We start from the raw sequence: 24,773 nt of genomic DNA on the forward strand, positions 1-24,773 counted from the left end.
GTCATGGTCGCACGAAGCCGCGCAGCGCGCGGACGGCCTCCGGGATAGCGGCCACGATCGAGGACGCGGACGTGGGAGCGTTCGCCGCGGCACGGGCAGCCGCCTCGTCATGCGCCAGTGCGGCACAGGCCGCCGCGAACGCCGGTTCCAAGCCTGCGGCCAGCAGCGCGCCGATCATTCCGGACAACACGTCGCCCGATCCGGCAGTCGCCGGCCAGGACCGACCGGAACGCTGCACGTAGGTGTGGCCCTTGTCGTCGGCGATCACCGTGCAGTGCCCTTTGAGCAGCACGACGGCGTGGTAGCGCTGCGCCGCACGGCGAGCGGCAGCGATCCGGTCGGTGCCGACGGAGCCGGCCAGCCGTTCGAACTCGCGCTCGTGCGGGGTCAGCACCAGTGGGGTGTCCGGGTCCCTGGCGAGCAGCAAGTCCGGGTTCTGGGCGATCATCGTCGTGGCGTCGGCGTCTGCGCACACCGGGACGCCCGCGGCCAGCACTTCCCGCAGCATTTCCTGGGAATCCGACCCGGTTCCGCTGCCCGGCCCGACGACCCACGCTTGCACCCGGCCGCTGTCGGCCAACGATCCGGTGGCGATCACCTCCGGCCACCGGTTGCGCACCGCGTCCGCTGCGTAACCGGCGTAGCGCACCATCCCGGACGTCGCCTGCACCGCGCCGCCCACCGCCAGCACCGCCGCACCCGGGAAACGGCTCGACCCTGCGACGACGCCGGTCACGCCCTGGGTGTACTTGTCGTCGGCCGACCGCGGCACCGGCCAGGCCAACCCGACATCGGCGGGGTCGAGCGCGACGAAATCAGGATCACCGAGCTCCGGGCGGATTCCGATGTCGACCAAGCGCACGTCCCCGCACAGGCCGGCCGCGGGTTCGAGAAAGTGCAGCGGTTTGTACGCGCCGAATGTCACGGTGGCGGTGGCGTGCACCGCCTCGCCTTCGACCGCACCGGTGTCCGGTTCGACACCGCTGGGGAGATCGACGGCGAGGATCGGCGCGCCGGCCTGCGCCACCAGCTCGGCGGCTTGCGGCCGCAGGCCTCCGCGGGCGGACAATCCGACGATGCCGTCGACGACCAGGTCCGCCCTGTCCAGCGCGGGACCTGCCTGCGCCGGTTCGACCACTCGCCCACCGGCGCGGCGCAGCGCGGCAAGCCCTTCGCGATGCGCCCGCTCCGGGTTCAACAGCACGGCCGTCACGGCGACGCCCCGGCGACGCAGCATCGCGCCGGCCCACAGCGCGTCCCCTCCGTTGTCGCCGGATCCGACGAACAGCACCACGTGGGTGCCCGCCACCCGACCGGCGTGCTCGGACAGCAGCTCAGCGGCCCGCACGGACACCGCGAACGCCGCACGGCGCATCAACGCCCCGGGCGGCGTGCGGGCGAGCACCTTGGCCTCCGCGGCGCGCACTCGCTCGGTCGTCCATACCTCACGCATGTCAGAAACCGTACCGACGACCGGGGCCGCCGATGGTCACTCGACGGTGACGGACTTGGCGAGATTGCGCGGCTTGTCGATGTCGAACCCGCGCTGCCTGGCGATCTCGGCCGCCAGCACCTGCAGCGGCACCGTCGCCACCAGCGGCTGCAGCAGCGTCGGCATCGCCGGGATCTCGATCAGCTCGTCGGCGAACGGCCGCACCGCCTCGTCGCCCTCCTCGGCGATCACGATGGTGCGCGCCCCGCGCGCCTGGATCTCGCTGATGTTGGACACCAGCTTCGCGTGCAGCACGCCCCTGCCCTTCGGCGACGGCATCACCACGACCACCGGCAGGTCCTGTTCGATCAGCGCGATCGGCCCGTGCTTGAGCTCACCGGCGGCGAAGCCCTCGGCGTGCATGTAGGCCAGCTCCTTGAGCTTGAGCGCGCCCTCCAGCGCCACCGGATAGCCGACGTGCCTGCCCAAGAACAGCACCGCCTTCGACTGCGCGAACCGCCTGCCGATCTCGCGCACCTGATCGACCGTGCCGAGCACCTTGCGCACCGCGGCCGGAGCGGCCTCCAGCTCGGCGAACTCGCGCGCCACCTCGTCCGGGTACTTGGTGCCGCGCGCTTGCGCCAGTGCCAGGCCGACCAGGTAGTTCGCGGCGATCTGCGCCAGGAACGTCTTGGTGGCCGCCACCCCGATCTCCGGGCCCGCGTGGGTGTAGAGCACCGCGTCGGACTCGCGGGGAATTTGCGCGCCGTTGGTGTTGCAGATGGCCAGCACACGGGCCTTCTGCTCGCGGGCGTGCCGGACCGCTTCCAGGGTGTCCGCGGTCTCCCCGCTCTGCGAGATCGCCACCACCAGGGTGTCGCGGTCCAGCACCGGGTCGCGGTAACGGAACTCCGAGGCCAGCTCGACCTCGACCGGCAGCCGGCACCAGTGCTCGATGGCGTACTTGGCGACCAGCCCGGAGTGGTACGCGGTGCCGCACGCCACCACGAAGACCTTGTCGACGTCGCGCAGGTCCTGGTCGGTCAGCCGCTGCTCGTCCAGGACGATCCGGCCGCCGGAGAAGTGGCCGCGCAGCGTGTTGGCCAGCGCCTCCGGCTGCTCGTCGATCTCCTTGAGCATGAAGTAGTCGTGGCCGCCCTTCTCCGCGGCGGACAGGTCCCAGTTCACCGTGAACGGCTTGCCCTCTGCGGGCTCGCCGGCGAAGTCGGTGACCCGGTACCCGTCGCGGCTGATCTCGACCACCTGGTCCTGACCGAGCTCGACCGCTTCCCGGGTGTGCTCGATGAACGCCGCGACGTCGGAGGCGACGAAGTACTCGCCCTCACCCACGCCGACCACCAGGGGCGACGAGCGCCGCGCGGCCACGATCACGTCCGGGTGATCGGCGTGCGCGACGACGAGGGTGAACGCGCCTTCCAGGCGGCGGCACACCGCGCGCACCGATGCGGGAAAGTCACCGGCCGTCGGCCCTTCGGCGTACGCGAGCGCGATCAGGTGAGCGGCCGTCTCGGTGTCGGTGTCGGACGCCAGCTCGATCCCGGCCGCCTCCAGTTCCGCGCGCAAGGTCGCGAAGTTCTCGATGATGCCGTTGTGCACCACGGCGACCTTGCCGGAGGTGTCCCGATGCGGGTGGGAGTTGCGGTCGACCGGCGGGCCGTGCGTCGCCCAGCGCGTGTGGCCCATGCCCGCCGAGCCGGCGAACGCATCCCGGCCGACGGCGTCGAGCTGCTGCTCCAGGTTGCCCAGTCGGCCCGCCTTGCGTTCGACGGCTAGCCCGCCGTCCCCGTCGAGGACCGCGACCCCGGCGGAGTCGTATCCGCGGTACTCCAAGCGCCGGAGGCCACCGATGACGACGTCCAGCGCCGAGCGGTGCCCGACGTAACCCACGATTCCACACACGGGCAGCCAGGGTACTAGGGTCGGTGCATGGCCAAGCCGAAGGTGCTGTTGGAGGAGCTGAGCTACCCGGGCCCGCACCAGGTGTCGCTCGGCAACCTGGCACTGGTCGGGCTCCCCGGCGTGGTGTTCACCCCGCGCGCCGGGCTGGGATTGCCCGCCGTCGCGTTCGGGCACGGCTGGATGCAGCCGCCCCGCCGGTACGCCGGGCTGCTCCGGCACCTGGCGTCGTGGGGCATCGTGGCGGTGGCGCCCGCGACCCAGACCGGCCCGGTGCCGTCCCACCGTGCCTTCGCCGCGGACCTGCGCACCGCGCTGCGACTGGTCGCGCACGTGCGGCTGGGACCGAGCGGGATCAGCGTCGACCCGGAGCTGCTGGGCGTGGCCGGGCATTCCACCGGCGGCGGTGCCGCGGTGCTGGCCGCGGCCAACCGGGACCCGAAGGACCGGCCGAAGGCGGTGGCCACTGTGGCCCCGGCGCAGACCCTTCCCTCGGCCGCGGACGCCGCTCGGTCGGTGGAAGCTCCCGGCTTGCACCTGGCCGTGGCGGACGATGTGGTCGCCCCGCCGATCGGCCATGCGCACGCGATCGCCCGCTCCTGGGCCGGGCCGGTGCAGGTCCGGGAACTGGAGAAGTCGTCACACCTGGCGGTCACCGAGGGCTTCCACTGGACGCAGCTGTTCCTGCAGGGCAAACCGCAGCGCGCGACCCAGCGGCTGGTCTATGCGCTGTTCACGGCGTTCTTCCTGGCCGAGCTGACCGGTGCGGACAAGTACCGGGAGCTGTTGCAGGCGAGCGTCAAGCGAGCGCCGATCACGTTCGAGCGGTCACCGGACAAGGAGAAGGCTCACCTGCGGTAAGGCCGCCGTGGAGCGGGCACCGCAGGAGCCACGGCATTTCCCGCTCCCATCACGAACGCGCCGCACATGGTCCGAAGCGACTACCGATACCCGCCCGGCGGCGGGCCGAAGGGCTGCTGGCCTCCCGGCATGTGCTGCTGCTGCCCGTACGGAGCACCGGGAACCGGCGGGCCCGGCTGGGGATATCCGTAACCACCCGGGAAGCCGGGGCCCCACCGGGGGACCTTCGGCCGAAGCCAGCTCTTGCCCGCCACGGCGAGGATCGCAGCGATCACCGCGGCACCGACCAACCCGTACGCGGCGGCGTCCTCGAAATCGAGCGCGCCGAGCGAGAAGATCGCGCCGAGGATGATCAGCACCCGCCCAGCGCGGGAGCGCCGGCGGAACAGGATCGCGCCCAGCGCCAGGAAGAACCCGCCGACCGCCGCCGCGGCGGCGAAGCCGCCTTCACCCCAGCTCTTCTCGAGCATGTTGTCGACGGCTTCGTAGCCGTACTTGCCGAGCAGGACGAGCCCGGTGATCAGCGCGATCCCGAACACCACCCAGGCCAGCTCACGAACGCTGAATGCCGGGAAGGGACCCTCCTGACCACCCGCACCTGGTGCGCCCGGGCCGGCCACCTGGCCCGGCGGAGGCGGCGGGACGGGCTGCTGCCCTGCCGCCTGACCGGGGTTGGCGTGCTGACCGGGGTATGGCTGCTGCCCCTGCCATCCGCCCGACTGCCACCCGTGCGGGTTGGTCATCCATCGCTCCCTGCTCGGCCGCTATCCGCGGAGAAAGTTGCCCTGTTCGAAGTCCTCGTCGTCGTCCGGCGCCCACCGGCTGCCGGACGGCTGCGCGGGCTCCGGAGCAGGCGGCGTGGCCGGGGCCGCCTCGGGCTGCGGATCGACCGCAACCGGCCTCGGCGGCGGAGCCGGAGGGGACGGCGGTTCCTCAGGGACGTCGTACTCGTCGTCCTCGATCTGCCCGATGCGGGCTCCGGCGTCCGGCAGCCGCGGACGCTGGGCCCACGGGTTCTCCGGCTTCTTGTCCTGTTCGGCGTCCTTGGCCTTCTCCGCCTTCTTCTCAGCCTCGCGCGCGGCTTTCCACTCTTCGAGTTCCTTCTGCCGCTGCTCCTGCTCCTTCTTCATCTCGGCGGCGCGCTGGCGGGCCTCCTCGCTGATCTCCTCGGCCCTGGCCCGGTACTCGGCGCGAATCTGGGCGAACTCGTCGAGGATCGCCGGCCGGGAACTGCTTTCCGGCAGAAAGACCACGGGTTACGCCTCCTCGTCGTCCAGGCTGCCGCTGATGCGTGCCACACCGAACGGCCCTTCGGGCACCTCCGGCTCGAACAGCGCGGTGTCCGGCACCTGGTACTGCGCGGACGACGAACGGGACTCGTCGTTACCGCCCGCACCCGCGGCTCCGGCCATCATCGGCGCCGCGCCGCCCATCATCGGTGCACCACCGCGAGGACCGACCGCATCCCCGCCACCTGGCAAAGTCCCGACGCCCGGCCCGCCAGCCGAAGCACCGCCAGGAGCACCAGCGGGCGCACCGCCGCCCGGCACAGCGCCACTGTGCGCGCCGGCGTTGAGGTTCTGAGCACTGCCGCCGATGCTTTCGCCCCCGGCGCCGCCACCCATGGTGGATGCGCCACCGCCGCCTCCCCCGCCGGGGATGGACGCGCTGGCGCCACCGCTGCTACTGCTGACACCGTGGCCGACACCGGGTCCGCCACCGTCGGCCTTGAGCTCCGACATCGCGGATCCACCGATGGAGGAACGCCCCGCCTGCCGTTCCTGCTCGGCGGCATCGAACACCGACCGCGGCGCGGACCTTTCCTCAGCAGACTCGACAGGCGACGAGACCCTGACCGCGTGGCGTTCGCGCTCCGCGGCGTCGAACACAGACTGCGCCGGCGACCGTTCCTCGGCGGACGTGGCGTGCGAGGCCCCCTTGCCGGAGCTGACGTCGTCGCCGGGCAGCATGCCGCCGCGCTCCCGGAAGTCCTGCTCCTTCTTGGACAGCTCCTCCCATTCGCTGGACGGGACGTTGTCGCGGGCCTCCAGCGCTTCCCGCTGGCTGATCAGAGTCTGGCGTTCCTCCGCGAGCTGCCGCTTGTACTCCTCGACGGCCTCCTCGTCACCCAGGATCTGGGTAACCGGCTCCCCGGAACCGTCGTCGACCCTGACCACCGTGACCCCGTCGGCGCCTTCCGGCTGCTGGGCGACGATCTCCACATCGCCGTCCTTGATCCGGATCTTGCCGTCCTCACCCGGCGTGTGCACGGTGTCCTCGGCGCCGGCCTTGCCACCCGGCACGTCCCGCGCCGCCGAACCCTGCGGCCCGAAGGCCCCGGACGCCGTACCACCGACGGACTGCCCTTGGGCGTCCTTGTCGCCCTTGGCGTCCTCCGGGCCCCTGGTCGGGTCGAAGTCGAGGTTGTAGGTCTTCGTGCCACCCTTGCCGTCATCGAGGGTGACCTTCATCTCGCCGGTGGCACTGGGCTCAGTGACCGAGATCTCCCCGTCACCCTGCCGCACCGTGGTGGTGTCCTGGTCGTCGTAGTCCTTGATCGGCTCACCGGTTTCCGGATCGATCGGGTACGGCTTGCCCGTGCGCGGATCGATTTCCAACGGCTTCCCGGTCACCGGGTTGGTGCCGTCCTCCGGCTTCTTGATGTCCGCGTCCGACGGAGTAGTCGTCGACGGTGTCGAGCTGCTGGGAGTGGATACCGACGGCGTGTACGACCCACCCGGGTACGACCCGCCGCCTCCGCCGCCGAACGACCCGCCACCGCCGCCGCGTGAACCGCCGGAGTCGCTGGGCGAAGTGGAGCCGTTGTCCTGACCGCCCCCCCTGCGTGGCTTGTCCGACGCCGGGCGAACCTCGATAAGCGGGTTGAGGTCCTGCAGCGCGCTGCTCGAGTGGTACTTGTCGCCGAACGTGTTCAGCAAACGCTCGAACGTATCCCGGGCGTTGTCGAGCTGCTGCCGATACGTATGCATGGAGTGGCTGTACCAAAAGGCGTGGTCGTCCAGCCACTTCACGTGACCGGCAACCTCTCCTCCGGCCACCACCCAAAGAAAGGAATTAAGTTTGTCGTCGGCGAGTTCTTGCGCTTGTTCCGGAGTGATTCCCGGGTATCCGTGCAGCTCCAGAAAATATACTACCTCTGAAAGATTATTGTTGAACTTTTCTTCGTCTTCAGAGTTGAGATGGTTGTAATATCCGATATAGTCGGATATCGGCGACTCGTCAAGGGTACGAATAACGTCCTCGAGCGTCCGCCGCATCTCGTCCCGAAGGGCAGTCGCCGCCTGCGCGAAATTCTTCCAAGCACCCGCGGCTTCCGTGCTGTACTGCACGAACCGTTTGAGCGAGTTCCGCGCGGCGTCTCCACTGTCCCCCTCCCAGACCGGGGCCAGCGCGCGCATCGCGTCATGAGCGCCGTTGGACATGGCCTCCGCCACGCCCTCCAGCTTCTGCAGTCGCTCCACGGACGCGTCTATCGCGCCGAAGTGGAAGTACTTCAGATCCTCGACCTTCTGCTGATCCGCTTCACTCCACGGTTGCACCCAGTCCGTGGTACCCGACCGCGCCTTGCTGTCTCGCCACATCGTGTAGATCTTGGTCCCGCGACCGCACATCAGCTCCCGGAACCTGGCCAGCTTGTTGTCGCCTTCCAGCTTCCTCTTGCTGACGTCGTTCTGGTCTACCTCGGGTTCGTCGGCGAGAATTTCTCGGATGTGGTCCGCGTTTTCACTCATCGGTCGGCTCACACACCCTTCGCAGTCTTGATGTATTCGTCCTCAGCGGCACGGTCGGCCTTTTGATGAGTCTCGATCGCGGACGTAGTCTTCACCGTGAACGCCCCGAGATACGCGATGGCGTCGTCGAGACCTTCGGTAATTGCCTCGACCGCTTTGCGGAAACCCTCTCCCGCGTTGTTGCCCGCGTTCAGCCGCTCGGAACCGAAGTGCTCTGGACCTGCATCTGCGCCGCCGACGTACCGCTTTGCGGCCGTCTCGAGAGCCTCTTTCAGATCGACGAGATCGTTGTTGATCTCCTCGATCTCGTCCCACTCCTGCCTGAAGCCTTTGCCGCCCTTCGGCGCCATGTCGTTCCCCCTAAGTCAGCGTCCCGTCTGCACTTCGACGTGCGTCGGGCGCTTCCGGTGCCGTTCACGTGCACATCGAATCTACCCACCGCGCCCAGGCCGCGCAGCCGATTGCGTGTTTTGCACACGCACAGGGGGGTGGGCCTGTGACCAGGGATTACGAGTTGGCCGCGACGACTCCGGCCAGCCGGTCCGCAGCCGCCTGGGCGACGGTCAGGTCGGTCGCCTCGACCATGACGCGGATCAGCTGCTCGGTGCCGGACGGCCGCAGCAGCACCCGGCCGTTGTCCCCCAGTTCCCGTTCGACATCGGCCACCACGGCGGCCACCGCCGACGAGGAGGCGACCGCGGCCTTGTCCGCGACCGGCACGTTGACGAGCACCTGCGGCAGGCGCTGCATGACACCGGCCAGGTCGGCCAGCGTGCGGCCGGTGCCGGCCATCCGGCTCATCAACCGCAGCGCCGTCAACAGCCCGTCACCGGTGGTCGCGTAGGCAGGCATCACCACGTGGCCGGACTGTTCCCCGCCCAGCGCGTAGCCGCCTGCCCGCAGCTCCTCCAGCACGTAACGGTCGCCGACCGCGGTCGTCTTCACCTTCACGCCGTGCTTGCGCATGGCCAGGTGCAGGCCCAGATTGCTCATCACCGTGGCCACCAGGGTCTGGTCGGTCAGCTCACCCGACTCGGCCATCGCCAGCGCCAGCACCGCCATGATCTGGTCGCCGTCGACCTCGTTGCCCTCGGCGTCGACCGCCAGGCACCGGTCGGCGTCACCGTCGTGCGCGATCCCCAGGTCGGCGCCGTGCTCCACCACGGCCGCCTTCAGGCTGTCCAGGTGGGTCGACCCGCAGTTGTCGTTGATGTTGATGCCGTCCGGCTCCGCATGGATGGCGATCACCTCGGCGCCTGCCCGGCGATACGCCTCCGGAGCGGCGACCGAGGCCGCGCCGTTCGCACAGTCCACCACGACCTTCAGGCCGTCGAGCCTGGTGGACACGGCACCCACCAAGTGCGCCACGTACCGGTCCATGGCGTCCTCGAGATCGACGACCCGGCCGATGGCCGCCCCGGTCGGCCCGTCGACCGCGGCGTTCATGCCGGCCTCGATCTCGTCCTCGATCGCGTCCGGCAGCTTGTGCCCGCCGGCCGCGAACAGCTTGATCCCGTTGTCGGGCATCGGGTTGTGCGAAGCGGAGATCATCACGCCCAGGTCCGCCCCGGTCTCCGCGACCAGGTGCGCCACCGCGGGCGTGGGCAGCACGCCGAGCCTGCGCACGTCGGCGCCTGCCGACGTCAGTCCCGCCACCACGGCCGCCTCCAGCATCTCGCCACTGGCGCGGGTGTCGCGGCCGACGACCGCGACCGGGCGGTGCGACCGGTCGTGCGCCGCCAGCACCCGGGCAGCGCTGGCCGCCAGCGACATCGTCAGCGCGGGAGTCAGATCGCCGTTCGCCAGCCCGCGCACACCGTCGGTTCCGAACAGCCGTGCCATCTTGAGCGGGACCTCCTCGTGCCTGAAAACCCGACCAACGGTAGCGGCTGCCCGCCGGGAAGACCGCACGGGGGCTGCGGTTGCGCCGTCGCACCCTGAGCGCGATCCGCATGAGCTTGGCGGGTTCGACCACGCCGGGCATTCCCACGATCACCGGGAACCCGGCCTCGCGCCGCACGTCCGTGGCGAAGCGGCCGCTCGCGTCGGCGTCGAAACACATCGCGCAAACACGAACGCCCACCCGGCTCGAGCCGGATGGGCGTTCGGGCACGACGAACGTCAGCGCTTGCTGTACTGCGGCGCCTTGCGGGCCTTCTTCAGGCCTGCCTTCTTCCGCTCCTTGACCCGGGCGTCGCGGGTCAGGAAGCCCGCCTTCTTCAGCGCCGGGCGGTCGTCCGGGTCGATCTCCACCAGCGCACGGGCGATCGCCAGCCGCAGGGCGCCCGCCTGGCCGCTGATGCCGCCGCCGCGGAGGTTGCCGAAGATGTCGAAGCTCTCCGACTTCTCCACCAGCTCCAGCGGCTCGCGGATCAGCTGCTGGTGCACCTTGTTCGGGAAGTACTCCTCCAGCGACCGGCCGTTCAGCTTGAACTGGCCGCTGCCGGGGACCAGACGCACCCGCACCACGGCTTCCTTGCGGCGCCCGACGGTCTGCGCGCTACCACCGGCAGCGCGGGACGGACGCGGAGCGGCGGGCGTCTCGCTGGTGATGACGGCCGCGACGGACTCGCCGGCAGCCGGGGACTCGGTGGTGGTCACGGTTTCCTCGCTCACTGTGCGCTCACCTGCGCGACCTTGCTGATCTTGAACGGCTGCGGCTGCTGTGCCGCGTGCGGGTGCTCAGGCCCTGCGTACACCTTCAGCTTCTTGGCCTGCGCACGACCGAGCTTGTTCTTCGGCAGCATGCCCTTGACGACCTTCTCCACCAGCCGCTCCGGCTTGGTCGCCAGCAGCTCGCCGTAGGTCCGGCTGCGCAGGCCGCCCGGGTAACCGCTGTGCCGGTAGGCCCGCTTCTGGTCGCGCTTGTTGCCGGTCAGCACGACCTTCTCCGCGTTGACAACGATGACGTAGTCACCGGTGTCCACGTGCGGTGCGTACGTTGGCTTGTGCTTGCCGCGCAGCAGGTTCGCGACCTCGGTCGCCAAACGGCCGAGGACGATCCCCTCGGCGTCGATCACATGCCAGGCGCGCGTGATGTCGCCGGGTTTGGGCGTGTACGTGGACACGGTGCTACCTCGTCGTCAACTGGTCTTGCAGGCTTGTGGATGGGTGTACGGGCCGCGCGCTCCCCATATCCGGGCGCGCTGCATCGCACAACGACGTCCCAAGATACCCGGTTGGTGCACGCCGCTTCGCAGCGGGGTGGGGTCTTGCCCGGCGCCCGGGTCGCGACACGGCCTTCACCGGCCGCGACCCGCGCTCGTGCCGCCGGATCCCGGGCAGCACAAAGGGTGTGGCCCGGACCCACCCGGTCCGGGCCACACCCGCGACGTCTCGCCGATGGAGAGGTCAGCCGCCGAAGGACTCGGTGATGCCCCGCTCACCGCTCATGTAGCGCTGCTTGGCGTCGATGATCGCGGTCTCGATCTGGGCCAGCACCTGAGCCAGTTCGGCCTGCGCCTCGTTCTGCTTCTTCTGCGCGGTCTGGTAGGCGGTCTGCGCCTCACCTTCCCAGCTGGCGGCCAGCCGGCGAACCTCGGCCTCGACCTCCTCCAGCTTGGTGTTCATCAGCTGCTGGGCCCTGTTCACCTCGTCGGCGGCCCGCTCCAGCGCGGCGTAGTTAACCTGAATGGTCATTGCGAGTTCCCCTTACGTCAGATCCGTGGTGTGCCTGTGGTGTGGTTGATCAGCCGTCCAGCGCGGAGAACGACCCGCCGCTGAAGCTGCCGGCGCCCTCCTCTTCCATCTGCTGGTAGGTCGAGCCCGCCTTCTCCAGCAGGACCGCCAGGTTCTCCAGCGAGGCGTTCAGCGAGCGACCCTTCTCGTCCACGCGCTCCATCAGCTGACGGAAGGCGTTGGCCGCGGTGCCCTGCCACTGGCTGAGCACCTCGCCCATCGCGGCCTCCAGGTTGTTGACCGCGGTGTCCAGGTCGGCCTTGACGTCCATCAGGTTCTTGTGCGCATTGGTGATATCTGCGACTTCACCCTTGTAACCGCCCATGAGAGGCTGGCCCCCTTTTCTGTGAGCTTCTCTTCCGGCGTACTTCCTTCTGCCTTCGTACGCCCCCTACGACGCTGACCCTGCCATGACTGGTTCCGCCCCGTCAGCGAATATGCGCAAGTAGTTGCAGTAGTGAACGCCGCGGGCGGAACCGAGCGCCGCCGACAGTCGGCGCGAGACCGTCACCGCGCCCGCCACATAGGCTCTGACCTGCGAGTTCGCCCCGATCAACGATCGGGACGCGGAAACGTTCACGCCCGCGAACGCCGCGCATCGACATCACCCGACCGGGCCGGGGTGGCGTTCACTCGCCGGTGAACCGGATGGTCCGCACCACCTGTTCGCACGCGGACTCGACCTTTTCCCTGGCGTCTCCGCCCCACTGGCACCCGATGCTCAGCTGCTTGTCGTCCTTGGCGATGACCAGCCACACCGTGGCGGTGTCGCCGGACGTTTCGATGTAGGTGATGACCGGGCGGCCGGCGAAGACGTCGTCGGGTTTGAACCGCTTGATGTTCCGGCCCGTCTCCTCCAACCGGTTCTGCAGCTCGGTGATGAACCGATCCCGGTTGTCCTCGTAGTCGTAGCCGATGTCGAACCGCTGCACCGACACGAAGTTGGGGCCGTCTTCCTCACCTTCCGGCCGGATGGCCACCTGCTTGTCCTCCTGGACCGTGTCGGTCTGGGTCCAGTTCTCGGGGTAGGTGAACGAGTAACCGAACGCGGAGATGCGGTTCTCCTCGGCTTCCCCCTGGTCGTCGTCCTTCGGCTGCATCAGCAGCACGACGCCGGCCACCACCACCGCGACGAGAGCGAGCACCCCGGCGCCGATCAGCGCCTTCTTCCTGACCCCGTCCTTGCCGCCGTCGGAGCCGGCGGACACCCGCGCGGAATAGCCCGCCACGGAAACCGGGGCATAGCTTCGTGCGGCGGCCGGCTGGGCGGCCCCGGACGGGGAGGCCGGTGGTTGACCGGAACCGGACGACACCGGCGGGCGGTGACCGCCGGACACCGCCGGCCGGGGACCGGTGACGGGCTGCGCGAACCCGCCACTCGGGGTCGTCGGTGTCGCCGGCGCGGTGGCTGGGAGCGTCGGGGCGGCCGCCGAACCGTGCCCCGGCGGCACCGGCGTGGTCGCCGGGACGGTCGCATCCGCGTGTGCAGCCGACGTCGGCTGCGTGATCGTCTGCCGCGAGCGAGCCGGTTCCGCCTTCGCGCTCAGCACCGTCAGCATCGCGCCGCGCGCCACGACGGTCTCCGGCTGGTCCCACGTGATCGGCACGATGCCGAGCCGTTCGTGAATCAGCCGAGCCACCATCGGGATCCGGCTGGTGCCGCCCACCAGGAACACGCCGGTGAGCTGCTTGGGCCGCAGGCCCGCCTCGTCGATGGCCATCGCGGTCATCTCCACCGCGCGGCCGAGCGGGCCTGCGATCAGCCGCTCCAGATCTTCCCGGGTGACGTGTGCGTCGGCGAACGGCGGCGGCATCGGCACGTCGGTGTAGGCGTGCCGGGAGAGCGTCTCCTTCGCCCCGCGGACGTCCTGCCGAAGCACCCGGCGCCGCCTGCGGTCGCCCAGCGTGCGTGCCTCCATCAGCGCCCGCCACGCTTCGGGGTCGGTGTGGGCGACCTGCCCGCCGATGAACTCCAGCAACGCTTGATCGATGTCCGCGCCGCCGAAGCTCGGGTCTCCCTTGGTGGCCAGCACGCGGTACCCGGCCTGGCTGCCCGGGCCGCTCTCCTTCTTGACCACCGACACGTCGACCGTGCCCGCCCCCATGTCCAGCACGGCCAGCACGTCACCGGCCGAATCGCTGAACTCCACCGTGCGGTCGTTCGGGGACGGGGTGAACGTGGCCGCGTGGAACAGCGCAGCGGCCACCGGCTCGGGCAGCAGGGTGATCTCGTTGCCCAGCCCGGCCGCAGCCTGCCGCAGCACCCTGGTGCGGAGCACACCCCAGTCCGCGGGGTGGGTCAGCACCAGCAGGTCGACGTCCGCGCCGCCGCCGAGCCGGCGCGCCTCGGACACCGCACGCTCCAGCACGGCCCGGATGGCGTCCAGCACCGGCACCACGGTGGTGCCGAGCAGCAGCTCGCCCTCGTCGATCCGGCGCTTCGGGTTCGGTTCGTAGCGCGCCGGATCGACGGCCGCTTGCCGCTCCGCTTCCCGGCCGACGAACAGCGTCCCGTCCTCGGCGCAGAACACCGACGACGGCAGCAACGGATGTCCGTCGATCATCACCACCTGCGGCTCACGGCCGTACAGCGATGCGACCACACACGTGCTCGACGTGCCGAAGTCGACGGCCACCCGCAGGCTCATGCAACGACCCTAGCGAGCCTCACTCCGGGTCGATCCACGAGACCTGGATCAACTGCTTGCCCGTCTTCCGCGAGACGAAGAAGCCTCGGCCGGGCGGCATGGCCTGGGCACGCAGGTTGCCGATCAGCTGGCCTTCGTCGCGGGAACCGTTGCCCAGCAGGCCGGGCATGGACAGCTCCTTGAGCTTGCCGAGCACCGGGTCGAACATCGCCCTGCTGGCACCACCGACGCGCCGGGTGATCACCAGGTGCAGGCCGACGTCCTTGGCCTGCGGCAGGAACGGCGCGATCGGCTGCAGCGGATTGCCGCTCTGGGTGACCACCAGGTCGTAGTCGTCGACGATCAGGAACAGCTCCGGGCCCTTCCACCAGGACCGGTTCTTCAGCTGTTCCTGGGTGACGTCCGGACCGGGCAGGCGCTTGGTCATCGAGCCCGCCGCCTGCTTGATCACGTCGGTCAGCTGGTTGGCCGACACCGCGTAGGCCAGCAGCTGCTCGCCCTCCATGAAGCCGAGCAGGGTCCGGCGGAAGTCCACCAGGATGACCAGCGCTTCCTTCGGCGTGTAGCGGTCCTGGATGCCGCGGATGATCTGGCGCAGCAGGTTCGTCTTGCCCGACTCGCCGTCCATCAGCGCGTAGAAGTGCGGATCGGCGTCGAAGTCCAGGTACACCGGCGCCAGCTCGTCCTCGTTGAGGCCGATCGGGATGAGCTTGGAGTCGCGGTGCTGGTCCTGCGCCAGCAGCTCGGAGTAGTCGAACTTGCTCGGCAGCATCCGCACCGCGGGTGCGTGCCTGCCCTTCCACGCCGCGTCGATCCGCGCGATGGCGTCTGCGACGCCGTCACCGACCGTCTCGGGGTCGCTCGAGCCGTCGATGCGCGGCAGGCCAGACAGGAAGTGCAGCTTGTCGTGCGTCAGGCCGCGGCCGGGACGGCCCTGCGGCACGTTGGCCGCCACCCGCCGGTCGATGTCCGACTCGCTCGGGTCACCCAGCCGCAGCTCGAACCGGGTACCCAGCATGTCCTTGATCGCCGGCCGGATGTCCGCCCACCGGTTGTTGGCGATCACCACGTGCACGCCGAACGCCAGACCCTGCTGGGCCAGCCTGGTGATCTGCGGCTCCAGTTCCTCGAACTCGTCGCGCAGCGCCTTCCACCCGTCGACGAACAGGAACGCGTCACCGAACGGATCCTGCTCCGGGGTGATCTTGCCCTGCCGCTTGAGGTTGCGGAACTCCGCCATCGAGTCCACGCCGAGCTCGCCGAACCGGGCCTCGCGCTCGGTGATCAGCGTCGACATCTCGGCCACGATGCGGCGCGCCTTGTCCGGCTCGCGCCGGGCCACCGCGACGCCACCGCAGTGCGGCAGGGCCTCCATCGAGGCCAGCGTGCCACCACCGAGGTCGACGGCGTACATCTGCACTTCTTCCGGCGTGTGCGTCAACGCCAGCGCCATCATGATGGTGCGCAGCATCATCGACTTGCCGGACTGCGGACCACCGACGACCGCGCCGTGCCCGGCGCCGCCGGAGAAGTCCGCCCACAGCGGGTCACGCCGCTGCTCGTACGGGCGGTCGATGATGCCGATCGGCACCTGCAGCTTGCCGTTGCCGAAGAAACCCACCGGGCTCAGGCCGCGGTCCTCGGTCGGGTTGAGGTTCGGCAGCAGCGTGTCCAGCGAGTTCGGCTCGTTCAGCGGCGGCAGCCACACCTCGTGCGCGGGCGGGCCCTGGCCGATCAGCCGGTTGACGATGACCTCCAGCTCGGTCGGCTCGTCCACCGACTCCTCGTCGTCCTTCTTCTTCTCCTCGACCTCGGGCTCGGGTTCCGGCTCCGGCTCCTTGGGCGGCTCGACGTAGTCCGGCACGAACAACCGCGGCCGCTTGTCCGCCCGCACCACGTTCTGCTTCGAACCGGGTGCGGTCTTGATGCCAGCCGGCCGGTACGGCCCGGAGACGTAGGCCGCCTTGAACCGCTCCAGCGTGTTGGTGTCGTACTTCAGGTACCCGCCACCCGGCACGTTCGGCAGTTCGAACGCGTCCGGCACACCGATGGCCGCCCGCGACTCGGCGGCGGAGAACGTCTTCAGACCGATGCGGTAGGACAGGTGCGAGTCCAGACCGCGCAGCTTGCCTTCCTCCAGCCGCTGCGAGGCCAGCAGCAGGTGCATCTGCAGCGACCGGCCCAGACGGCCGATGGCGACGAACAGGTCGATGAAGTCCGGCTTGGCCGACAGCAGCTCGGAGAACTCGTCGACCACGATGAACAGCGCCGGCATCGGATCCATCTCGGCGCCGTTCTCCCACGCCTTCTGGTACTCCCAGGCGTTCTTGAAGTTCTTGTAGTTCTTGCCGTCGCCGCGCTTGAGCGCCTCCTGACGGCGGTTCATCTCACCGGCCAGCGCGTCCTTCATACGGTCGACCAGGACGACCTCGTCGGCCAGGTTGGTGATGACCGCCGACACGTGCGGCGCGGCCTCCAGGCCGAGGAACGTCGCACCACCCTTGAAGTCGACCAGCACGAAGTTGAGCTGGGTCGACGAGTGGGTGCACATCATCGCCAGCACGATGGTGCGCAGGAACTCGGACTTACCGGAACCGGTCGCACCGATGCACAGGCCGTGCGGCCCCATGCCTTCCGCGGCCGCTTCCTTGATGTCCAGGTACACCGGCTGGCCGTGCTCGCCGACGCCGAACGGGACACGGTACCGGTCGCGGATCGGGCGCGGCCGCCACGCCTGCTGGACGTCGAACGTCATCGCGTCGCCCGGGATGCCCAGCAGCTCGAGCAGGCCGGGGTTGGACATCAGCGGGTGGTCTTCTTCCTCCTCGCCCTGCGCCGTGGTGCCGATCCGGTACGGCGAGATGCGCCTGGCGATCGCCTCCGCCTCGGCCAGGCTGAGCGAGTCCGGGGTGCCGAACCACTCGACGCCGCCCGCGTTGCGCGCGCCGAGCTGGCCCTCCTTGACCTCCAGCCGCAGGCCACGCCGGGCGGCCAGCCGGTTCAGCTGCCCGGAGATGTCCAGCACGGTGACCCCGGCAAGGCCCTCGTCGATGACGATCCGCTCTTCCCGACTGATGTCCGCGTCGTCGACGATGATCACGATGTGCGGCCCGTCGGTGTACGGCGCCTTGCGCTGGAACCGCGGGCGTGGCGCCAGCTCCTCGGCCAGCCAGTCCTCGATCTGCTGCAGCGAGCTGGCCATCATGCGCAGCTGGCCGATGCCGTCGGTGAGCGTCGGGTGCTGGGCGTGCGGCAGCCACTTCACCCACTCCCAGTCCCGCTTGGCCTTGCCCGCCGAGGCCACCGCAACCAGCACGTCCTCCGGGCTGTGCAGGGTGACCAGCTGGGCCAGCATGGCACGGGCGAACGACAGCACGTGCTCGCGTTCGCCGTTGAGGCTGATGGCGGCGAAACCGCGCACCGAGATCTGCGTCGGCAGGTTGCGCACCAGCGAGTTCGCCCTGGTGAACCGGCGCAGCGCCAGCGTGGAGATGGGTTCCAGCTCGTCCACCGGCCCGGTCTGCGGCGGCACCAGCCGGGTGGCCAGCCGGTGCGAGCTCAACCCCACCCGCAGGTGCATGAAGTCCTTGTCGCTGGCCCGCCGCTCCCACATCCGGCGGCTGCCCGCGATGGTCAGCAGCGTGCTGGGGTGCGGGTGGACCCATTCCAGCGCGGCGTGCTGCTCGCGCATCGCCTGGTGGGCCCGCTCCCGCATCTGCCCGAGGTACCGCAGATAGTCCTTGCGGTCCTCGTTCATCTCGGCCTTCTTCTGCGCGCCGCCGCGGCCGCCGCCGAGGAACATGCCGCCCATCGACACCAGCATCATCACCGGCATCATCAGGAAGAACGGGTTGACCCCGCCCCGGTCGCGCATCGCGGTGAACATGAAGGCGACCATGCCGAGCGTCGCCAGAATCATGACGAACGGCAGGATCTTCTGGACGACGTTGCCCGGGATGTTGCGCGGGATCTCCGGCGGTGGCTCCAAGTGCACTTCGCCGCCGGGCGTGCGCGGCGCCGGCATGCGTGGTGGCCTCTTGAACTGAACCGTGCTCACCGATGAACCCCTCTACACCTCGGCGACTGGACGCGACTGGGCCGCAACCGTCTGACACGGTAGCGAACCTCGACCTGCCTCGGGTGCCAGGTGACCGAAATTGATCCGGTGGAATCCTGGGTTGCCGCTGTGCGAGCAGGCGAAGTCCGATATAACAGGGCCGACGACCGACGAAGTAGGGGGCATCTGCAGTGGCTTCGGGCACGACGGTATTCAGCCGGGTGACGGTGGTGGCACCGCGCACCAGGATCGACGTGGCGCTGCCCGCTGACGTCGCGGTGGCGGACCTGCTGCCGCTGGTGGTCGACATGGCCAGGGAGACGTCCAGCGACGGTGGTTCCCGGCACGGCGGCTGGGTGCTGGCGAAGCTGGGCGAGTCCGCTCCGCTCGACCCGAGCCGCACGCTCGCGTCGCTCGGGGTGCTGGACGGCGAACTGCTGCAGCTGCGCAAGCGCAGCGAGAACCCGCCGCCACCGCTGTACGACGACGTCGTGGGCGCCATTGCGGAAGTGACCCCGGACAACTTCCGTCCGTGGACGCCGGAGACGGCGCGGCGCATGGGCCACATCGGTGGCGGACTGGCGCTGGCCGCTGCGGCCGTGGCTCTGTTCTATGGCGGGCGGCTGTTCCCGGGTGGCAGCGGTCTGGCGGCAGCCATCATCGGCGGCGTCTTCGCCATCGCCTGCGTCGCGCTCGGGGCCACGCTGTCGAAGGTGTACGACGCGGCGTCCACCGGGGTGGTGATCGCCGCGGCAGGCGGTCTGCCCATGGCGTTCGTGTCCGGCTTCTACACGGTGCCGGGCGCCCAGCTGCCCGCGAACTTGGCGTTGGCGAGCGTGTTCATGCTGATCGTCGCCGCCGCGTCGATCGCGTTGATCGGATCCGGTATCTCGACGTTCATCGCGGCCGCGACGGCAAGTGCGCTGGGCGCGGTGACGTTCGTCTTCGCGCTGATCCTGGACGACGACATTCCGACGGCCGGGTTCGCCGCTGCCGCGGCCGCGGTCGCGCTCGCGCTGATCTCCTACCTGCCGCGGGCCACGATCCTGCTGGCCAAGCTGCCGTCCCCGGTGGTGCCGAGCACAGCGGAGGAACTGAAGGAGGACAGCGGCTTCCCGGACTACGAGCTGATCGAGCGTCGCACGTCGGTGGCGCACGAGTACATGACCGGTCTGTTGATCGGCTGCGGATCGGTCGTGGCGATTTCCTCGGTGCTCGCCGCTCCGGCGGGCACGTTCGGTTTGCTGCTGTCCATCGCGGCGACCCTCGCCCTGCTGCTGCGGGCGCGCACCTACGCCAACGGCAGCCAGGCGATCGCGCTGCTGACCGTCGGCATGGTGGCCGCCGCCGGCATCCTGCTCAGCTGGCTGTGGGCGGCCACTCCGGAGGAGCGGCTCATCTGGGTGTTCGGCACGCTGGTCCTGGTCGGCGCCGCCGCGCTGGTGGTCGGTGTGGTGTTCCCCAAGCAGCGCTTCTCGCCGCCGCTGCGGCGCACGGTGGAGATCCTGGAGGCGGTGTGCATCGCTTCGGTGCTGCCGCTCGCGCTCGGCGTCCTCGGTCTCTACGACCACGTCCGCTCGGTGGGCTCGAGCCTGCTCGGCTGAGCGTCCGGAGCGGGGCCGGGGCCTGGCAGGGCACGCGGTCGGCGATGAGCCGGTTCGACCACGGTCCGGCCCGGTGGCACGACACAGTGACGCCAGTCGTGACGGCAGTTTCGAGCATGGCGTCGTCCGGGCCGGCGAAGTTGACGAGAACGCGCACCGGTGCATGATCCGGCGGGTAAGCTCCCGCAGGGGGTTAGCCGTCGCAACGGATGGGGAGACGAGTGGCTACGCGACGTACGGCCATGGCGGGCGCTGTCGCGCTCACGTTCTTGTTCGGCACCATCGGTTCCGGGCTGGCGCCCGTGCCCGCTGCGGCACAGCAGGAGGAGAAGCCGCCGTGGGCGCCGCAGGGCCCGATCTCGTCCTCGGTCCCCAAGGACACCGGTCGCCCGGCCAAGCCGCACGAACAGGTCACCGAGTGCATCGAGTCCTCGTTCACCCAGCGGGAGATCCCGTCGGAGCAGATCCTCAAGGAAGGCCCGTGGGCGCAGCGGTTCCTGCGCATCCACGAGGTACAGCAATACGTCCGGCAGCGCAGCCCGCACGGCAAGGTCGGCTGGAACGACGAGAAGAACAGGCCGATCAAGATCGCGGTCATCGACACCGGGGTCACCCCGAACGACCATCTGCCCGCGTCGCGGCTGGAAGCCGGCGGTGACTACATCGAGGGCGCCGACGGCGCGCAGGGCCTGGAGGACTGCGACGGGCACGGCACCCAGGTCGCGGGCATCATCGCGGCCAACCCGAAGGACCCGAGCATCGGTTTCACCGGCGTCGCGCCGGACGCGCACATCATCTCCATCCGGCAGTCCAGCCAGAACTGGACGGAGAAGTCCGACGAACAGATCGAGCGCGAGCGGGAAGAACGCCGGGAGGCGGAACGGCAACGCCGCAAACAACAAGAAGCGGAGCAGCGGGCGCGGGAAGCCGAGCAGAAGCTGGAGCAACTCCAGGAGGAGATCAGAAAGACCAGGGAAGAGGCCAAGCGCAACAACAAGACCAGCTCCAGCCAGCAGGCCCCCAACGAGCCGCGCGCACAGGACAACCCGGCGGGCGCGGGCAATCTCGACACCCTCGCGCAAGCGATCGTGCGCGCCGTGGACAAAGGCGCCGATGTCATCAACATGTCGGTCGACGCATGTCGCCCGCTCTTCCCCAACGACGACCATGCGTTCCGTCCGCAAGGTGACGAGGTGAAAGTCCGCGCGGCACTCAAGTACGCCGCGGACCACAACGTGGTCGCGGTGGCCGCGGCCGGGAACGCGGCCCCGCCGAATTCCGGCGGCACCTGCCTGCAGAACGACGCGCCCCTCCCCGAGGACCCGCGCGTTCCCCCGAAGCATCAGCCGCGCACCCTGGTGATCCCGCCGTGGTTCTCCGCGGACGGCACCGTGCTCGCGGTCGCCGCGATCGGCAGGGACGGCAGCGTCGCCGACTTCAGCATGCGCGGGCCGTGGGTGAGCGTGGCCGCTCCGGGCACCGAGATCATCTCGATCGACCCGGCGGGCACCAACGCCATCATCAACGCCACGTTCAACGGCGACCGCACCAAGCCGCAGCCGCTGCAGGGGACCAGCTTCGCAGCGCCTTACGTGGCCGGCGTCGCCGCGTTGGTCAAGCAGATGCATCCCGAGCTCACGGCCAGGGAGATCATCGAGCGGATCCAGCGCACGGCGCAGCACCCCGGCGCGGCCGCGGGACGTGATCAGTTCGTCGGGTACGGCGTCATCGACCCCATGGCCGCGGTGTCGGACGAGCTGCCCGATGCGGGCGACCTCGAGCACGCCGAGGACAGGGCGTTGCCGTCCGACATGCCGCCGCTGAACGAACCCGATCCGGTGCCGATGTACGTGGCGCTGGGCGGCACAGGCGGTGCCTTCGCCGCCCTGGGGATCACGTTGTTCGTGGTCCGTTCGGTGCGACGGTACAAGGCCAAGAAGGCATCCGCCTGACGGCGGTTCCCTGCCGACGCCGGAGGTGCGTGCCGACCGGTACCTGCCATCGCACCGGAGTCCGGCACCGCCGAGGGCATCGTGCTGGTCGGAACGCCATGCCTCCGACCGCACATGCCTTGACGCCGGCCCGGTGCCAGTCGCCATCGGCCGAAGCCGACCGCGATGCCGCAGGGCCTTGGACCCGGCCGGGATCAGGCCGGTGTCCCTCGGGCCTCCGAGCCGCCGGACACCTTCTCTCGGTCCCGGTCGCCTCGTGACGGTTTTCTCGGTCCCGGTCGCCTCGTGACGGACGAGCAGCGACACCGCCAGGATCCCCGGATCTCACCGCGATCAGCCCGCTGCCGCTCCGCCTGCCAACCGCCCGACAGCTTGAGCGCCAGTCACCTGCCGACGAAACCGGCCACAGCGCTCTGACGTCACCCGGCGGGGCCGGAGCGCACGTTCGGCCCGTGCCACCTGTGCGGCAAACGTTCAAGGGCACTGCCCTTGCCCGGAGTCCGCCACGAAAAGGGAGCCGCCCCTCTGACGGATGAACGTGGCGGGCATCCGCAAACGACGACCAGCAGTGGTAGCAGCCGAACTCTTGGCGACGCAGCCACGTCACCCGACCGCAGCCCGCAAGTCGCCGGCACCGAACCATGGCCGCCCGGCCACAGCCCGCCGACCGGACGACCCACGGCCACCGTCCCCCGTCCGGCTAGCCGCCCGTCTGCACCGGAATGTCCTGGCCGAGCGGGCTTTCGCTGCCCGGAGGAGGCTCGAACGAGTCATACGTCATCTGAGCGTCCTGCACGTTCAGCGACGCCCCGGTCGGCAGCAGCTTCACGATGCTCGCCGGTGCCGGTCGCAGCGGCTCCAACCCGAGCGCCTTCGCCGTCGCCAGGTCCGGTACGCCGAAGCGCAGCCCTCGATCGGAGATCAACTGGATGGGGCCCGACTCGAACCCGGCCTCGCTGGTCGCCACGTGCACCGCGGCCGCGCGCCCCGGCGGCATGTAGAAGTAGTGGATGGCGATCCGCTCTTCGTTCGCCTTGCCGACCTGCACCCGCAGTGGTTGCCCGTCGGCCCGCTTGGGGAACGGCAGGCCCTCGTTGCCGACGTACAGCGTCGTCCGCCCCTTGCCGTTGGCCAGCTCCCAGCCGAGGCAGGTGGTCGGGTAGGTCTCCATGTCGATGACCGTCGGCATGGTCACCGGGTAGTCGTCCAAGTCGAGCCGCTCGTCCTCCGGCGCGTCCGGGATGTCGTCCAGCCGGTCCGGCGACACCTGCTGCAGCTCCTTGGTCACCGAGTACTTCAGCCGGATCAGCTCGGCAGCCGCCTGGCTGATGCGCTGCTTGCCGTGCCGCAGCACCACGAAGAACTGCGCGTTGCCCGCCGGGTCGGCCACGAAGACCTCGCCGATCGTCGTCTTCGTACCCGCCTGCAGCTCGACCATCTCGCTGGGCTCCCCCCGGCCTTCCGGCTCCGGCGGGACCAGCTGGTCCACCTTCTCCACGGCGTTGAGCAGGCCCAGCGACATCGAGCGCGGCTGACGGTCGTTCAGCCGCAGCGCTTCGGCGATCACCCTGCCGTCCGGCTCGTTGGGCCGCGGAATCTGCGCCCGCACGATCCCGCGCCGGTTGTTCACGTCCTCCGCCGGGCGGTAGAGCAGATAGCGTTCCTGCGTCCCCGGCGTCTCGACGTAGATGGCCTCGTTGGGCGCCAGCGGCTTGCCGAGCTGCGACGACGGCAACCCGGCCAGCACGGCCGTCTCCTGCTCCTCCATCGCCCGCTTGATCCGCTCTTCCGGCGCATAGTTCGGGTTGAGCGGGAGGTTGTGGCACACCGCCCAGTTGTCCGAGATGCGCTGGTCCGCCTTGGGCAGCTCGACGTCCGCGCCCGGGATGCCCTGCAACCTGCCGCGCGGGATGTTGGCCAGCCGTTCGTCCGGGACGATGGTTGGCTCGACCACCTCGATGTTCTCCGGGCCGCCCTGCCCCTGCCCCTGCGCGGCCTTCTGCTGCTGGCCGAGCAGGATCAACCGGGCGGACGCCAGGTTGAACGTGGGGATGAGCATTTCCGGGTTGTCGGTCTTGACGTAGATCTGGCCCGACTCCCTGCCGATCACGATGCCGCTGTCCGGCGGCTGCTGGTTCGGCTTGAGGATCCCGAAGATCAGAAACCCGAGCAGGCCGACGATGCCCAGCACGACACCCACCACGGTGGCCCGCGAGTGCGTCCGTAGCGGGTCGTGCAGCATCACCGGGTCGCGCCGTACCAGCGCGGAGTTCATCCGGCGCACTTCGAAGCTGTAGGCCTGGACTTCGGTTTTCCGGGTCGGGTTCGATGCCATCAGGTTCGACCAACGTCCTCTTCACTCGGGAGGGTTCACTCCGGCCGACGGCGGTGGGCCGACTTCGGCGAAATGCCCCCGGCAACTCTCCCCATCGCGGTACGGTTCGCAGGATAGCCGTCCACGACCCATCCGGTGTTGGGTTCCTCCCAATTGCCGATAGGGTTCGTCAAGTGGGGAGCAGGTAACGTGCCCGGCGTACGGGCACGAGGGGAAGAGAAACGAGCGGATGGCAGGTACTAGACCGCCTCAACGCCCGAACGGGCGTGGCCAGGGACCACAGCAGCCCGGGCGTCCACAGGGACCGCCGACCGTACCACCACCGGGCCGCGGCACGCCGGCTTCCGGCCCTGCTCGGCCACCGGCGCCGCCCCCGGGACGGCCCGACACGATGCGTCCGGGCACCGCACAACCTGGGGGTACGCAGCAACCGTCCGGCCAGCCACCCGGACCGCCGCCGAACCGGCCCGCCGGCCAGCAGCCCGGCGGCAGGCAAGCGCCGCCCGGCGGCCCGCGCCCCGGCCAGCAGCCGCCTGC

At 69.8% G+C, this 24,773-nt stretch carries 17 protein-coding genes; 3 read left to right on the plus strand and 14 right to left on the minus strand.

Going from position 1 to position 24,773, the window contains the following annotated elements:
* Nucleotide 1 precedes the first annotated feature (1 nt).
* Together CXP56_RS15205 and glmS are read right to left on the minus strand one after the other, a co-directional pair.
* Nucleotides 2-1,453: an NAD(P)H-hydrate dehydratase gene (locus tag CXP56_RS15205; RefSeq protein ID WP_286901608.1), complete on the minus strand. Its 1,452-nt coding sequence runs from the start codon at nucleotides 1,451-1,453 to the stop codon at nucleotides 2-4.
* A 36-nt stretch (nucleotides 1,454-1,489) separates the two neighbouring features.
* A complete protein-coding gene (gene glmS / locus CXP56_RS15210; RefSeq protein ID WP_286901609.1) occupies nucleotides 1,490-3,352 on the minus strand; it encodes a glutamine--fructose-6-phosphate transaminase (isomerizing) in 1,863 nt (620 codons plus the stop codon).
* Nucleotides 3,353-3,379: 27 nt separating this feature from the next.
* On the opposite strand from glmS, the gene CXP56_RS15215 reads away from it, so the two are divergent.
* Nucleotides 3,380-4,210: a dienelactone hydrolase family protein gene (locus CXP56_RS15215; protein ID WP_028848757.1), complete on the plus strand. Its 831-nt coding sequence runs from the start codon at nucleotides 3,380-3,382 to the stop codon at nucleotides 4,208-4,210.
* A gap of 80 nt (nucleotides 4,211-4,290) precedes the next feature.
* On the opposite strand, the gene CXP56_RS15220 is transcribed toward CXP56_RS15215, so the two are convergent.
* The 11 genes from CXP56_RS15220 to CXP56_RS15270 all read right to left on the minus strand — a co-directional run bounded on the left by CXP56_RS15220 (nucleotide 4,291) and on the right by CXP56_RS15270 (nucleotide 18,345).
* Nucleotides 4,291-4,953 carry a hypothetical protein gene (locus tag CXP56_RS15220; RefSeq protein ID WP_286901611.1) on the minus strand — a complete coding sequence of 221 codons (663 nt, stop codon included), beginning with the start codon at nucleotides 4,951-4,953 and terminating at the stop codon, nucleotides 4,291-4,293.
* Nucleotides 4,954-4,974: 21 nt separating this feature from the next.
* Nucleotides 4,975-5,463 carry a hypothetical protein gene (locus CXP56_RS15225; RefSeq protein WP_286901613.1) on the minus strand — a complete coding sequence of 163 codons (489 nt, stop codon included), beginning with the start codon at nucleotides 5,461-5,463 and terminating at the stop codon, nucleotides 4,975-4,977.
* Between the two features lie 3 nt (nucleotides 5,464-5,466).
* Nucleotides 5,467-7,962: a hypothetical protein gene (locus CXP56_RS15230; protein ID WP_286901614.1), complete on the minus strand. Its 2,496-nt coding sequence runs from the start codon at nucleotides 7,960-7,962 to the stop codon at nucleotides 5,467-5,469.
* A gap of 8 nt (nucleotides 7,963-7,970) precedes the next feature.
* Entirely contained in the window at nucleotides 7,971-8,312 is a 342-nt protein-coding gene (locus CXP56_RS15235; protein ID WP_286901615.1) for a hypothetical protein, read from the minus strand.
* Nucleotides 8,313-8,469: 157 nt separating this feature from the next.
* Nucleotides 8,470-9,804, minus strand: coding sequence for a phosphoglucosamine mutase (glmM, locus tag CXP56_RS15240; RefSeq protein WP_028848752.1), 1,335 nt, complete (start codon nucleotides 9,802-9,804; stop codon nucleotides 8,470-8,472).
* Between the two features lie 279 nt (nucleotides 9,805-10,083).
* Complete coding sequence (rpsI, locus tag CXP56_RS15245; protein WP_084609384.1) at nucleotides 10,084-10,563, minus strand: 30S ribosomal protein S9; 480 nt, start codon at nucleotides 10,561-10,563, stop codon at nucleotides 10,084-10,086.
* An 11-nt stretch (nucleotides 10,564-10,574) separates the two neighbouring features.
* The gene (rplM, locus tag CXP56_RS15250) at nucleotides 10,575-11,030 is read right to left on the minus strand and encodes a 50S ribosomal protein L13 (RefSeq protein ID WP_028848750.1); all 456 of its coding nucleotides are present in this window, start codon (nucleotides 11,028-11,030) and stop codon (nucleotides 10,575-10,577) included.
* 283 nt (nucleotides 11,031-11,313) lie between these two features.
* Nucleotides 11,314-11,601, minus strand: a complete 288-nt coding sequence (locus CXP56_RS15255) for a WXG100 family type VII secretion target (protein ID WP_051310398.1) — start codon at nucleotides 11,599-11,601, stop codon at nucleotides 11,314-11,316.
* Nucleotides 11,602-11,650: 49 nt separating this feature from the next.
* A complete protein-coding gene (locus tag CXP56_RS15260) occupies nucleotides 11,651-11,965 on the minus strand; it encodes a WXG100 family type VII secretion target (protein ID WP_051310397.1) in 315 nt (104 codons plus the stop codon).
* A 304-nt stretch (nucleotides 11,966-12,269) separates the two neighbouring features.
* Nucleotides 12,270-14,288 (minus strand): type VII secretion-associated protein, encoded by a 2,019-nt coding sequence (locus CXP56_RS15265; RefSeq protein ID WP_286901618.1) that lies wholly within the window; start codon nucleotides 14,286-14,288, stop codon nucleotides 12,270-12,272.
* A 19-nt stretch (nucleotides 14,289-14,307) separates the two neighbouring features.
* Complete coding sequence (locus CXP56_RS15270; RefSeq protein ID WP_028848748.1) at nucleotides 14,308-18,345, minus strand: type VII secretion protein EccC; 4,038 nt, start codon at nucleotides 18,343-18,345, stop codon at nucleotides 14,308-14,310.
* Nucleotides 18,346-18,566: 221 nt separating this feature from the next.
* Here CXP56_RS15270 and eccD point away from each other — a divergent pair, with 221 nt between their 5' ends.
* Together eccD and CXP56_RS15280 are read left to right on the plus strand one after the other, a co-directional pair.
* Nucleotides 18,567-19,949, plus strand: coding sequence for a type VII secretion integral membrane protein EccD (gene eccD / locus CXP56_RS15275; RefSeq protein ID WP_028848747.1), 1,383 nt, complete (start codon nucleotides 18,567-18,569; stop codon nucleotides 19,947-19,949).
* 221 nt (nucleotides 19,950-20,170) lie between these two features.
* A complete protein-coding gene (locus CXP56_RS15280; RefSeq protein WP_281169004.1) occupies nucleotides 20,171-21,901 on the plus strand; it encodes a S8 family serine peptidase in 1,731 nt (576 codons plus the stop codon).
* A 700-nt stretch (nucleotides 21,902-22,601) separates the two neighbouring features.
* Here CXP56_RS15280 and eccB read toward each other — a convergent pair.
* Nucleotides 22,602-24,236, minus strand: a complete 1,635-nt coding sequence (eccB, locus tag CXP56_RS15285) for a type VII secretion protein EccB (protein WP_051310396.1) — start codon at nucleotides 24,234-24,236, stop codon at nucleotides 22,602-22,604.
* Nucleotides 24,237-24,773 lie beyond the last annotated feature (537 nt).

It is taken from the genome of Thermocrispum sp. (genome assembly GCF_002919275.1).
GTDB lineage: Bacteria > Actinomycetota > Actinomycetes > Mycobacteriales > Pseudonocardiaceae > Thermocrispum > Thermocrispum agreste.